11 protein-coding genes and 1 pseudogene are annotated in these 12,977 nt (G+C 70.6%); 6 read left to right on the top strand and 6 right to left on the bottom strand.

Annotation, left to right across the window (positions count from 1 at the left end; translation table 11 throughout):
• A pseudogene (locus G4D87_RS21910) lies at window positions 1-395 on the bottom strand (hypothetical protein); the annotation flags it as partial.
• A 329-nt stretch (window positions 396-724) separates the two neighbouring features.
• Window positions 725-961 carry a SelT/SelW/SelH family protein gene (locus tag G4D87_RS38945; RefSeq protein ID WP_238539988.1) on the bottom strand — a complete coding sequence of 79 codons (237 nt, stop codon included), beginning with the start codon at window positions 959-961 and terminating at the stop codon, window positions 725-727.
• 188 nt (window positions 962-1,149) lie between these two features.
• Here G4D87_RS38945 and G4D87_RS21915 point away from each other — a divergent pair, with 188 nt between their 5' ends.
• Both G4D87_RS21915 and G4D87_RS21920 read left to right on the top strand, forming a co-directional pair.
• A complete protein-coding gene (locus tag G4D87_RS21915; RefSeq protein WP_163784022.1) occupies window positions 1,150-2,592 on the top strand; it encodes a pyridoxal phosphate-dependent decarboxylase family protein in 1,443 nt (480 codons plus the stop codon).
• A gap of 81 nt (window positions 2,593-2,673) precedes the next feature.
• Window positions 2,674-3,393, top strand: coding sequence for a glycosyltransferase family 2 protein (locus tag G4D87_RS21920; RefSeq protein ID WP_163784024.1), 720 nt, complete (start codon window positions 2,674-2,676; stop codon window positions 3,391-3,393).
• Window positions 3,394-3,403: 10 nt separating this feature from the next.
• Here the strand turns inward: G4D87_RS21920 and G4D87_RS21925 are convergent, their stop codons facing one another.
• Window positions 3,404-5,503 (bottom strand): monovalent cation:proton antiporter family protein, encoded by a 2,100-nt coding sequence (locus G4D87_RS21925; protein WP_163784025.1) that lies wholly within the window; start codon window positions 5,501-5,503, stop codon window positions 3,404-3,406.
• A gap of 139 nt (window positions 5,504-5,642) precedes the next feature.
• A complete protein-coding gene (locus G4D87_RS21930; protein WP_240358483.1) occupies window positions 5,643-6,092 on the bottom strand; it encodes a hypothetical protein in 450 nt (149 codons plus the stop codon).
• A gap of 361 nt (window positions 6,093-6,453) precedes the next feature.
• On the opposite strand from G4D87_RS21930, the gene G4D87_RS21935 reads away from it, so the two are divergent.
• From G4D87_RS21935 to G4D87_RS21945, 3 genes are all read left to right on the top strand, one after another.
• The gene (locus G4D87_RS21935; protein WP_163784029.1) at window positions 6,454-8,430 is read left to right on the top strand and encodes a hypothetical protein; all 1,977 of its coding nucleotides are present in this window, start codon (window positions 6,454-6,456) and stop codon (window positions 8,428-8,430) included.
• Between the two features lie 216 nt (window positions 8,431-8,646).
• A complete protein-coding gene (locus G4D87_RS21940) occupies window positions 8,647-9,168 on the top strand; it encodes a putative ABC transporter permease (protein WP_240358484.1) in 522 nt (173 codons plus the stop codon).
• Window positions 9,169-9,335: 167 nt separating this feature from the next.
• The gene (locus G4D87_RS21945; RefSeq protein ID WP_163784032.1) at window positions 9,336-10,370 is read left to right on the top strand and encodes a rod shape-determining protein; all 1,035 of its coding nucleotides are present in this window, start codon (window positions 9,336-9,338) and stop codon (window positions 10,368-10,370) included.
• Between the two features lie 59 nt (window positions 10,371-10,429).
• Here G4D87_RS21945 and G4D87_RS21950 read toward each other — a convergent pair whose 3' ends face one another.
• Window positions 10,430-11,158, bottom strand: coding sequence for a glutathione S-transferase family protein (locus tag G4D87_RS21950; protein ID WP_163784034.1), 729 nt, complete (start codon window positions 11,156-11,158; stop codon window positions 10,430-10,432).
• Between the two features lie 42 nt (window positions 11,159-11,200).
• A complete protein-coding gene (locus G4D87_RS21955; RefSeq protein ID WP_240358485.1) occupies window positions 11,201-12,235 on the bottom strand; it encodes a zinc-dependent alcohol dehydrogenase family protein in 1,035 nt (344 codons plus the stop codon).
• A gap of 97 nt (window positions 12,236-12,332) precedes the next feature.
• Here G4D87_RS21955 and G4D87_RS21960 point away from each other — a divergent pair, with 97 nt between their 5' ends.
• Entirely contained in the window at window positions 12,333-12,848 is a 516-nt protein-coding gene (locus tag G4D87_RS21960; protein WP_240358486.1) for a LysR family transcriptional regulator, read from the top strand.
• The last annotated feature ends 129 nt before the right edge of the window (window positions 12,849-12,977 follow it).

The following is a 12,977-nucleotide window of genomic DNA, read 5'->3' on the forward strand; positions in this document are numbered from 1 at the left end:
ATGAAAAGGCGCACCACCTGCCCCCAGTCGGACAGCGTGTCCCAGTCCTCCTTCCTCACGAGGCCCGCGCCCTCTTCTCCGCCCCACAGCCGCAGCCGTACCGGCGCCCCGAGAATGAGGCGCAACGACTCCCCCTTCTCCAAGGCCACCATGGGCTCCACCTGTACGAAGCCTTCTTCGGTGCCCTCGCCCCTTCGGGGCAGCAACGTCAACGTCGCCGCGTCCATGCGCAACAGGTTCGTCCACGGAGGTGTCGGGTCGGACGTGGTGGGCGAAAAGGCCTCCTCCAACCTGCGCACGGCGGCATCAACGTCCGCTGGGGTGACAGACTCCTGCGCCCCGCCGACCCCGGGTAACAGCAGCAACACGACGGCCCAGCTCCAATGCATGCCCATCGACGCCTCCGTGGGAGGCCCCAGCAGGGGCGCTCAGGACAGAGGTTCCCTGTTTGGTCCGACAAGACGGCGGACCGGGTGGGCATGGCACTGAAAGAGTCACGGGCAACCCGGCCCGTCGGGGTATAGACAGACGTGTTACGTCACCAAGACGGATCAACTCCGCGCACGGTGCCAACCGCGCGAACAGGAATGACCGTGGCGGCGCTCCTCAACGTCCGTCAGGCATGCTGCGCGACGAAGCGCTGTTGCTGAGCACGGTGGTTGATGGATGGGCGCCCCGTTTCGAGCGCCCTGATGGATGGGCTCCAGAATCGCAGGAAATCACGCTACCGCCCCAGCACCTTCGCCACCGCGTCCACCACCTCGTGGTCCGTGGGGAATGCGAGCGACGCCTTCCGGATGACGACCTTGCCATCCACGGCGACCTCGTAGCTGCCCGAAGGGCCCGGCAACAGCTCCGCCTCTACCTCCAGCTCATCCTTCAATGCGGCCGCCGCACGGGCGGCCCGAGGCCTGTAGCCTCAAGCAGTACAGTAGGTAATCGTCACCTTCGGGTCGGCCATGGCCATCCTCCTCACGTGAGCGGGACACACGACAGGCGCGCCCCGTGAGCCAGACTTAGTGCGCGCCGCCACCACACGCCACCCTGCCTGCTCACTTGCCCCCTTTTACCAAGGGTTCTCCGCACACCCGGTAACAGACGAAGGGACCATTCCGCACTCGCACCGGCACGGCTACGTTCCGCCGCACCATGACGGACTTCCGAGCGCGAATCGCCGCCGCCTACGACGCTGACGCCTTCCGCCGGGAGTCCCACCGGCTGATGGACATGCTCGCCGACTACCTCGCGCGCACCACCCGCGCTGAAGGCCCCGTGCTCCCCTGGGCCGCCCCCGCGGTGAACGTGGACCGCTTCGCCGCGGCCTTCCCCGAAGCCCCCACGGGCGACTTCGCCGACCTCATCACCCGCGTGCTCTCCAGCTCCAACCACCTGCACCACCCGCGCTACGTGGGCCACCAGGTGACGGCGCCCGTGCCGCTGGCCGCCCTGTGCGACGCAGTGTCCTCCCTGCTCAACAACGGCATGGCCGTGTACGAGATGGGCCCCGTCTCCACCGCCATGGAGCGCAACGTCCTGCGCTGGATGGCCGGGCGGCTCGGCCTGCCCGAAACGACGGACGGCGTGCTCACCTCCGGCGGCTCCCTGGGCAACCTCACCGCCCTGCTCGCCGCGCGCCAAGCCAGGGCCGGCTACGACGCGTGGAACGGCGGCGCCCACGCCGGCCCGCCGCTCACCGTGCTCACCGCCCAGACGACGCACTACAGCCTCGCCCGCGCCACGCGCATCATGGGCTTTGGCGAAGGCGGCGTGACGCCCGTCCCCGTGGATGAACACTTCCGCCTGCGCCCCGAGGCGCTCGACGCCGCGCTCGAGTCCGCCACGCGCGCGGGACGCAAGCCCATCGCCGTGGTCGCCAGCGCCGGCTCCACCGCCACCGGCGCCTTCGACCCGCTGGAGCCCGTGGCCGACTTCTGCGAGCGCCACGGCCTGTGGTTCCACGTCGACGGCGCGCACGGCGCCTCCGCCGTCCTCAGCCCCGCCCACCGGCACCTGGTGCGCGGCATCGACCGGGCGGACTCCGTGGTCTGGGACGCTCACAAGGGCCTGCTGATGCCCGCGCTGGTGACGGCCGTCCTCTTCCGCGACGGCGCCCGCTCGTTCGAGTCCTTCTCCCAGGAGGCCAGCTACATCTTCCACGGCGACGCGGAGCGCCCCTGGAGCGACATCGCCCTGCGCACCCTGGAGTGCACCAAGGAGATGATGGCCCTCAAGGTGTACGCCTGCCTCGCGGTGCTGGGCACCCGGCTCTTCTCCGACGCGGTGACGGAGTCCTACGAGCAGACCCGCCGCTTCGCCGAGCGCCTCTCCGCCGCCAGCGACTTCGAGGTCGCCGTGCCGCCCGAGTGCAACATCCTCTGCTTCCGCCACACCCCCGCGCACGTCCCCGCCGAGCAGTGGGACGCCCTCCAGACGAAGCTGCGCGAGCGCCTCGTCACACGCGGCGACTTCTACCTGGTGCAGACCAGGCTGCCCCGCGGCATCCACCTCCGTGTCACCCTCATCAACCCGCTCACCACCGACGCGGACCTGGACGCCCTCATGGACGCGCTCCGGGCCGCGGCGCTCCGCTGAACGCCGCGCCCCACCCGGCCCACACGTCCCGTGTCAGAAGGTCGCCCCATGACGCAAAATGCGGTACAGCCGCAAAACGCCATGCTCGTCTCACTCGTCATCCCCGTCTACAACGAGATTCCCACCCTCGCCGAACTGCTGCGCCGCTGCGTCGCCGTCGACTTCCCCAAGGAGCTCGTCCTCATCGACGACTGCTCCAAGGACGGCAGCCGTGAGTTCCTGCGCCAGCTTCAGGAGCAGGGGGTGGGCCTGTTAGGGGGCACGCCGCGCAACCGCAACGAGGTGCGCGTCCTCTTCCAGGAGGAGAACCAGGGCAAGGGCGCGGCGCTGCGGCGCGGCTTCACCGAGGCCACGGGTGACATCATCATCGTCCAGGACGCGGACCTGGAATACGACCCGCGCGACATCCCCAACGTCATCCAGCCCATCCTCGACGGGGACGCGGACGTCGTCTTCGGCAGCCGCTTCACCGGCACGCCCCGGCGCGTCCTCTACTACTGGCACACCGTGCTGAACAACGTGCTCACCACGCTGTCCAACATGACCAGCGGCCTGAACCTCACCGACATGGAGACCTGCTACAAGGCCTTCCGCGCCGAGGTGCTGCGCTCCGTGCAGGTGGAGGAGGACCGCTTCGGCTTCGAGCCGGAAATCACCGCCAAGGTGGCCCGCGGCCGCTGGCGCGTCTTCGAGGTGCCCATCAGCTACCACGGGCGCACCTACGAAGAGGGCAAGAAGATTGGCTGGAAGGATGGCGTGCGCGCCCTCTACGCCATCGCCAAGTACAGCGTGAAGCGGTAGCCCCCCTCCCTCACGCCTGGACGCCCGTCGGCTCCGGTGCCAAGGCAGGTGTCGGCGCGCCGGTGAGCAGGCTCTTGGCCGCCTCCACCGCGTCGTGCGTGCCCGTCAGCGCCAGCACGTCACCGGGCTGCAGCACCTCCTGCGCGGACGGCACGGACACGCTCGAGTCCCCGCGCCGGATGGCCAGCACCGTGGCCCCCGTGAGGCCTCGGAGGTTCACCTCGGCCAGCGTCTTCCCCGCCGCGGGGCTGGAGACCTCCAACCGCACCGGCACGGGCTCGCCCAGGCCCGGGAGCACCTTGGAGACGTGGTCCAGCGCGTGCTCGTCCGCGCCGGGCTCGCGCGAGTGGGACTGCGCCGCCAGCGCCTCCACGATGACCTGCGCGCCCGCGCGGACGTGGCCGTGCAGGTTGGTGGCGCCCCGCCAGAATGTCACGCCCAGCGCGCCAATCAGGGCCAGCACGACGAGGGGGCCCATGGCGCCCCGGAGGAAGGGCTGCGTAATCGCCACCACCGGCACGCTCACCAGCAGGATGATGCCCAGCTGCAGCGTCACCAGCAGCACGCGCCGGGGCGCCGCCGCCAGGTCCACGCGCCCGTCCTTGCGGCCCGGCAGCGCCGCCTCCGCCAGTTCCTCGCCCAGCCGGCGCGCCACCTGCACCACGCCCACCAGGAACGGGATGGAGAGCAGCACCGCGCCGCCCAGGATGATGTACCGGGACAGGTTCTCATCGATGCCCAGCTGCTGCTCGATGATGGAGGCCAGCTTGCCCGCCATCAGCGCCGTGCCAATCACCAGGACCATCAGCAGCACCGCGTCCAGCACCAGCAGCCGCGCAAGCCGCCGCACCGCCGCGCCGAACGTCTGGCGCCGGGGCGCGTCCCGCAGCCGCTCCACCCAGGTGCCGTACAACGTCACGAACGTCTGCAGCGGCTTGGGCAGCTTGCGGTCCACGTAGCTGGCCACCGGCCCCGACGCGCGAATCAAGAGCGGCGTGGTGAGCGTCGTTATCGCGGAGACGGCCACCGCCACCGGGTAGATGAAGTTGCCCGTGGCCTTCAGCGACAGGCCCAGGCCCGCGATGATGAAGGAGAACTCGCCAATCTGCGCCAGGCTCATGCCCGCCTGCACGGAGGTGCGGGTGCTGTTGCCGGTGAGGAACGCGCCCAGCGCCACGCTGAGAATCTTGCCGGTGATGACGACCGCGGTGAGCACCAGGATGGCGGCCCAGTGCTCCGCGACGAGCACCGGGTTGATGAGCATGCCCACCGACACGAAGAAGATGGCCGCGAAGATGTCCTTCACTGGCTGCACCAGGTGCTCCACCACCTTCTCCTCGCCGGACTCCGCCACCAGCGAGCCCGCCAGGAAGGCGCCCAGCGCCACCGAGTACCCGAAGGCCTGCGCCAGCAGCGCCACCGCGAAGCAGATGCCCACGCTGGCCACCAGCGTCGTCTCCGGCCGGTTGAGCTTCACCACGTAGCGCACCGCGCGGGGGATGATGAACAACCCCACCACCACCAGCCCGACGAGGAACGCCACCAGGCGCCCGGTGGTGAGCGACAGCTCGCCCAGCGACAGGCCCGTGCCCGTGGACACGGCCGTCAGCGTGGCCATGAGGAGGACGGCGATGAGGTCCTCGACGATGAGCACCCCCACCACCAGCTCCCGCAGCCGGCCCCGGATGTTCTGCTCGTCGAAGGCCTTGGCGATGATGGTGGTGCTGGAGATGGCGATGAGCGCCCCCGTGAAGAGGCTCTCCAGGGTGGTCCACCCGAAGGCGCGCCCCACCACGAAGCCCAGCCAGATCATGATGCTGCACTGGATGACGGCGGTGACGCCCGCCGTGGGCCCCACGGCGAACAGCTTGCGGAGGCTGAACTCCAACCCCAGCGAGAACATCAGGAGGATGACGCCCAGCTCCGACAGCGTCGTCACCACCTCCGGGTCGGCGACGAGCGGAACCGGCAGGTATGGGCCGACGACGAGGCCGGCCAGGATGTAGCCCAGCACCACGGGCTGGCGAAGCTTCTGGAAGAGGACCGTCGTCACGGCCGCGACGCACAGGACGACGGCAATGGCTTGGAGGACCTCGTGGGCTCCATGCATCGGGACACCTCGAAAGAACAAACCCAGCGGAAGATTGAGGTTCGGACCGGCCCGGCGGCGTGCGTCGGACCGCGCATCATGCGGGAGGCAGCGAATGAAGGCGGGCGCGTGAGCCGCCGTCTTCAGCCGCGCATCGTCTTCAGCCGCGCGCGGGAGGCCCGCGCAACGACTGGGTGACGAGCGTTGGCCGGTCACCGGCGGTGCCTCCGGGCGCCGTCAAGGCCGCGGAGCGCAGCAGCCGGACGGTGTCGGTGGCAACGGCCCGCCGCCGTTCTCGAGCCTGGCGGTGGGCCTCATGGAGGCCCGGCTGGAAGGCCTCTCGTGCCCGCCCCAAGGACGGCTTCGCCTTCGCCCCGGCCGGGGCGCTCAGCACCGCGGCCCAGGTATCACTCCCTACCCCGGCCAGGCTCCCACAGCGCCACTGCCGGGTGCGCTTGCCCACGAAGGCCGCGCCGCCCCGGTCCACCCACGCGCCGCTGCCCTCGGAGGCCCCGTACACGGCGTGGAGCTCGGCAGACACCACGAGTCCCAGCGCGTCGCTCCACGGCACGGACGCGAGCGCCGTGCCCAGGGCCAGGGCCAGCAGCATTCCGTGCGCGCGTCGCCTGGGTGGAGATCGCGGAGATGTCGGGCCGGCGGAGCACATCCGCTTCTCCTGTATTACGCGGGTGCCACCCAGTAAAGCGCTCCGCCGCGGCGGGAAAATGCCAATCCAGCGCTCGTCGGCCAGGTTTCTGCCGCGCCGACGAAACTCCTCCGCCTCATTTCCTGAGAATCCCGGCAGCCCTCACCCAGTACCGCGCCTGCTTTCAAGGCTCGGCGCTGCGGAGGGCCTCGGCTGGCCCGCCACAAGGTCCCAGCCGGCACCACACCCTTGATGCACGCACGCGCCGCGTCCCGCCCCCGCGAGACGACCCACGGCCGTGACAGCCTGGAGAAGGAAGCCCCCCATGGGAATCGGAAAACTGATTGGTGGAGCGGCGGACGCGGCGAAGCGGGCCGCGGAGGCCGCGGCGAAGCGTGCGGCGGAGGCGGCCCGGCGCGCGGCGGAGGCGGCGGCGCGCAAGGCCGCGGAGGCCGCGGAGGCCGCGGCGGCCAAGGCGCAGGAGGCCAAGGAGAAGGTCTCCAACGTGGCCCAGGAGCGGACCCGGGACGTCTTCGAGGGCGCCAAGGACAAGGCCGCTGACGCCGTGGGCGGCGTGGCCAACGCCACCAAGAACGTCGTCGAGGGCGCCAAGGACAAGGCCGGTGACGTCGTGGGCGGCGTGGCCAACACGACGCAGAACGTCGTCGAGGGCGCCAAGGACAAGGCCGGTGACGTCGTGGGCGGCGTGGCCAACGTCACCAAGAAGGCCGTGGGCGGCGTGGCCAACACGACGCAGAACGTCGTCGAGGGAACCAAGGACCGGGTGCAGGACGCGGCGGGCAACGTGCGCAACGCCGCCGGTGACGTGTTCGAGGCGGGCCGCACCGCGGCCACCGTCACCGCGAATGGCCTGGGCAATGTGCTCCAGGAGACGGTGAACCGGGCGGGCCCGGTGCTCGACAAGGCCACCGACGTCGCCGCGGACGGGCTGGACTTCGCGGGCCGGGCCATCCAGGACGCGCCCACGCTCAACCCCCTGCAGGGCATCGGCAACGACATCATCGGCGGGGTGCTCCAGGGCACGGCCGACGTGGTGCGCGACCCGGTGGACACGGCCCGGGCCATTGGCGACGCGGTCAACCTCAACCGGCAGGTGGACCAGCTCAAGCCGGGTGAGAGCACCTCCATCAGCCTCTATGCGGAGGCCAACGGCGCCACGCTGGCCGGCAAGGTGAAGGGCACCCTGGGCGTCAGCCGCAGTGAGGAGGAAGGCGGAGGCTACACGGTGTCCGTCACCGGCGAGGTGGGCGCGGGCGTCGCCGCCAAGCTGGGCGCCAAGGGCGCGGCGGACGTGGGCGCCGAGGCCTTCGGCACCGCCGGCGCCACGGTGGAGTTCCAGTTCGACACCGCCGAGGAGGCCAAGCGCGCCACCCGCATCATCGCGGCCTCCACCGCCACCGCGGGCGCCACCGCCAGCAACCCCGTGCTGGGCGCTGGCGTGAATCAGGTCCTGGGAGATCCGCTGTCGGACCTGGCCGGCCTGACGGAGAACATGAGCGCCGTGGAGTTCAAGCTGGGCGCCGAGGCCAGCGTCAACGCCGAGCTGGGCATGAAGGGCCTGCCGGAGGCCCTCAGCGCGGGCGCCGGCGCGGGTGCCGGAATCAACCAGAGCACCACGGCCCGCATCGAAATGGAGGGCGGCAAGCCCCAGAAGCTGACCCTCAAGCAGAGCCTGGAAATCAACGGCAACGCCAGCGCGTCCGCGGGCGTGGGCATCCCCACTGGCGGCGGGGACTCCGTGTCCCTGCCGACCAACGCGTCCGCGGGCGTGTCCGGCTCGCTCGGCGTGGAGCTGGAGCAGAGCGTGGAGCTGCCCGAGGGCTTCAACCCGACCGACTTCATCAAGGACCCGAAGGGCACCGCCCGCGAGCTGGGCGCCAGCGTGCGTGACACCCAGGAGGCCAGGCTGACGCTGACCGACTCGCGTCAGGCCAACGCGTCCGCGCTGGGCCTGGGCGGCGCGACGGGCCGCGAGGTGAAGGCGGAGATCAGCGGCAACATCAACGACATCGCCACCAGCGGCGCCTTCGGCAGCATCGCCCAGGGCGACGTGGGCCAGGCGCTGGAGCAGCTCAAGGACAAGGTCGACATCAAGGCCACCGTCCAGGACAAGCACAAGGTCACCGGTGACCTGGGCGTGGGCATCCACGCGGGCGTGGGCGGCGGCGAAGTCGGCCTCTCCACCGAGCGCACCTACGCGGGCGAGGAGCAGGACCTCACCGCGGCCCAGCTCGCCGAGCTGTACCTCACGCAGCGCTGGTCGGCCGGCATCCCGGGCTGAGCCGACGCTGTCGGGGGCCCGCCCGCCCTGGGCGGGCTCCTGGGCGTGTGGGCCCGTGTCGTCCGGGTTGGATTCCCGGCCATGGGGACAGGCACACCGTCCGCCATGGCACAGCCGCGGCAGGCCGTCAGCACTGGCCCGCGGGGCAGGAGTGCCCCTTTTGCGGGGCGGACTTAGCTTTCCGAAGTGCTTTCAAGATTCCTCGTCTACGGGTGTGTGGGTTGGGTGCTCGAGGTGATGTTCACCGGCACGGGCGCCGCGCTGAAGAAGGACCGGAGCGCCACGGCGCGCACCTACCTGTGGATGCACCCCATCTACGGAGGCACGGCCCTGGCGCTGGAGGAGGTCTCCGCCCGGCTCAAGCCCCTGCCCCGGCCGCTGCGGGCGCTGGCCTACACGGGGCTCATCTTCGGCGCGGAGTACGGCACGGGGTGGCTGCTCAAGCGCCTGCTCGGCCGCTGCCCGTGGGACTACGCGCCGCACAAGTGGAGCGTGCACGGCCTCATCCGGCTGGATTACGCCCCGGCCTGGTACCTTACCGCCCTGCTGTTCGAGCCTGTCCGTGACACGCTGCTCCACGTCACCAGCGAGGCCCTGCGCCAGACGCCGGAGTACCGCGACGCGGAGGCTCAGGGGACGCTGCCGCCCACGGCGCTCCCCGAGGAGAAGCCGCTGGAGGCGGGCCTGGTGGCGGCGCGCTTCGAGTCGGCGCAGGCCAAGCCCGCGTCCGTTCCCTGAGAGCCGGGAGCGCGCCCGAGTCCGCTGGCCGACTGCCCCCCAGGCGGATATGAAAGCCGCTACCGGCTTTTCTTCCTCCGTGCTGCGTCGCGTAGTACCTTGGCCTGCCTCTGCCCCCGCGATGACGGGGAAATTCCGCCGACTCCCCCGAAAGTTCCCGCCCCCGTATGTTTGACTGGCTTCACACCCTCTTCTCGCGTGACCTCGCCATCGACCTCGGCACGGCGAACACGCTCATCTACATCCGAGGCCAGGGCATTGTCTCCAACGAGCCCTCGGTGGTGGCCGTCCAGCAGGACTCGCGCGGGGGCAAGAAGGTCCTCGCGGTGGGCAAGGAAGCCAAGGAGATGCTCGGGCGAACCCCGGGAAACATCGTGGCCATCCGTCCGATGAAGGACGGCGTCATCGCGGACTTCGAAATCACGGCCGCGATGCTGCGCTACTTCATCCAGAGCGCGCACAACCGCAAGACGCTCGTCAACCCGCGCATCATCATCGGCATCCCCTCCGGCATCACCGAGGTGGAGCGCCGCGCGGTGCGCGAGGCGGCGGCCAACGCGGGCGCTCGCGAGGTCTACCTCATCGAGCAGCCCATGGCGGCGGCCATTGGCGCGGGCCTTCCGGTGACGGAGCCCAGCGGCAACATGATCGTGGACATCGGCGGTGGCACGTCCGACGTCGCGGTCATCAGCCTGGCCGGCATCGTGTTCGCCAAGAGCGTGCGCATCGGCGGCGACAAGCTGGACGAAGCCATCATCCAGTACGTCAAGCGCAAGTACAACCTGCTCATCGGTGAGCGCACGGCGGAGCTCATCAAGATGGGCATCGGCACCGCGTACCCGACGGACGAGGTCATGACCATGGAGATCAAGGGTCGCGACCTGGTGGCCGGCGTGCCGCGCACGCTGACGGTGTCCAGCGATGAAGTGCGTGACGCGCTGGCGGAGCCCGTCAACGGCATCGTCGAGGCGGTGAAGCTCACGCTGGAGCGCACCCCGCCCGAGCTCGCCGGTGACATCGCCGACCGCGGCATCGTGCTGGCCGGTGGCGGCGCGCTGCTGAAGAACCTGGACACGCTGCTGCGCGAGGAGACGGGCCTGCCCGTGTTCCTCGCCGAGGACCCGCTGTCCGCCGTCGTGATGGGCGCGGGCAAGGCGCTGGAGTCGCTCGACATCCTCCGGCAGGTCTGCCAGCCGGGCTGAGCCTCGAAGGCCTCGGCTCCACGGCGCCACCTCTCACGAGGCTGGCGCCGTTTCACGTTTCAGCGGTGCTTCGCATAGAGGCCGTCCCGCCACTCGAGCAGGTCCGGGAAGCGGGAGGCGAGCGCCGCGTCGCTCCACATCGCTCGCGTCCCTGGGCCCAGGGGAAGGTGGCGGTCGTCCACCGGCCGCACGAACTGGAGCAGCACCGCGGCCGTGACGTCCGCGTAGCTGAAGCGCGACAGCAGGTAGGGCCGGCCGCCCAGGGCCGCGCGCAGGCGCTCCAGCGTGGGGATGACCTTGTCATGGACGGCGGCGTCGATGTCCGCGGGCGTCTGGTGCTTGCGGGCCACGAAGCGCGCGCCCAGCCTCGCGGCCGGCGCCAGCACCGACCGGAGCCCCTCGGGCAAGAACGAGGGAAGGCTCTCCATCTGGGCCTGACGATTCTCCAGCAACGCCGCCACCACCCTGACGCGCGCGGCGGCGAGGCCCTGCTCGCTGTCGTCATCCCAGCGCTGAATCACCGGGAGGTCCGCGGCGGGGAAGAGGGGCTCCCCCTGCCCCAGCTCCTCCGCGCGCCGCGCGATGACGAACGAGCCGGGGAACGCCTCGCCCTCGTCGATGAGCAGCGGCACGGCGGGGCGTACACCCCGTGGCGTACGCCAGCGCAGCAGCGGCTCACCGATGAGCGGCAGGTGTTCGCGGTAGCGATAGGCAACGCGGTGGTGGTCCAACGCCCAGCGAGCCTTCTCCGTCCAGGGCGAGTAGCTGAGTCCGTAGAGTGTGCGCATGCCGCTCGGGACACTACGCCCGACGGCATGCGCGACTCCAGGTCAAGCCGTGATGACCAGTTTGCCAAACGGCCCGCGGTCCAGATGTTCGAGCGCCGTGGGCAGCGCCTCGAGCGGATAGACAGCGTCGACCACGGGCTTCAATGCCAGCCGGTCCACCGCGCGCACCAGGTTCTCCAGCCCGCGCCGGTGTCCGACGAAGATGCCCTGGATGACGCCGGAGGTCAGGAACAAGGGCTGCACCGGGAAGCGGCTCTCGAAGCCCTCGAACACGCCGATGAGTGAGACGCGCCCGTCCGACGCGAGCGCCTTCACCGAGCGGCCCAGGTTCTCCCCGCCCACCAGCTCCAGGATGTGGTCGGCCCCCGCGCCTCGCGTCAGGTCGAGCACCGCCGTGTGCCACTCCGGGGTGTGACGACGATGGATGCCGTGCGCGGCGCCCAGGGCCTTCACGCGCGCCAGCTTGTCCTCGTCCCCCGAGAGCACGATGACCTCCGCGCCCATGGCGGCGGCGAGCTGCACCGCGAACAGGGACACGCCTCCCGTGCCCTGCGTCACCACCGTGTGCCCCGGGCGCAGCCCGCCCAGCTCCACCAGGGACGTCCACGCGGTGAGGCCGGCGCACGGCAACGTGCTCGCCTGCACGTCATCCAGTGTTCCGGGCGACGCCACCAGCCACGGCTCCGGCATGAGGACGTACTCGGCCAGCACGCCCGGCGCGTTTCCACCCAGGCTGCGCACCGTCCCACGCGGCACGGGCCCATCCACCCAGTCCGTCTGGAAGTTGGCGATGACGCGGGCCCCTTCCTTGAAGCGGTGCGCGCCCGCGCCCGCCGCGACCACCACGCCCGCCATGTCCGAGGCCGGCGTGAAGGGCTGGTGCGCCGTCAGGTAGCCGCCCCCGTCGAGCATCAGCTTCTCGCGGTAGTTGAGGGAGACGGCCGACACACGGATCAACACCTCACCTGCACCCGGAGAGGGAATCTCCACCTCCGCCAGCTCCAGGTGCGCCCGTCCCGCCTGCTTCGCCTGCCAACGCTTCATCGTTGCGCCCATCGTCCGCTCCGCGTCCTGCATGAAAGTGATGAGGGAGCTATACGGACGAAGCAGCGTCGCCAGTGGCGACACTTTGTCGAGTCACTGGAGACGCGAGGGCACCAATGGGAGCAGCGTCATGATGGATCGCCTTGGGGGCGTCTTCGCCTTCGTGCAGGCCGTGGAAGCAGGAAGCTTCGCCCTCGCCGCGGAGCGCATGGGGCTCTCACGCTCGGCCGTGGGGAAGAGCATCGCGCGGCTGGAGGAGCGGCTGGAGACCCGGCTGTTCCAGCGCACCACGCGCCGGCAGAGCCTCACCGAGGACGGCCAGGCCTTCTATGAGCGCTGCGTGCGCGCGCTGGCGGAGCTGGAGGCGGCGGAGACGGCGCTGGACTCCGGGCGGCGCGCGCCCACGGGCCGCCTGCGCGTCAGCGCGCCCATGATGTTCGGCCGGTACTGCGCCGCGCCGCTGCTGCGCGAGCTGGTCCTCCAGCACCCAGGACTGGAGCTGGAAATGGCCTTCAGTGACCGGGTGGTCGACCTCGTCGAGGAAGGCTACGACCTGGCGCTCCGCGTCGCGCCGCTAGGAGCGTGTCGCGGTAATCGCGGTGGGGCTTGCCCGGAGGGAGGCCCGCGTGGTGAATGCCGGGGATGAGCAAGAAGTTCCGCCCCTGGAATGTGCAGCAGGCCTTCCTGCTGCCGCCGTCGCTGCTGGACTGGCTGCCGGAGCACCACCTCGCGCGATTCGTGCTGGAGGTGGTGGAGGAGCTGGACTTGGGGCCCA

The organism is Myxococcus vastator, from assembly GCF_010894475.1.
Classification (GTDB): domain Bacteria; phylum Myxococcota; class Myxococcia; order Myxococcales; family Myxococcaceae; genus Myxococcus; species Myxococcus vastator.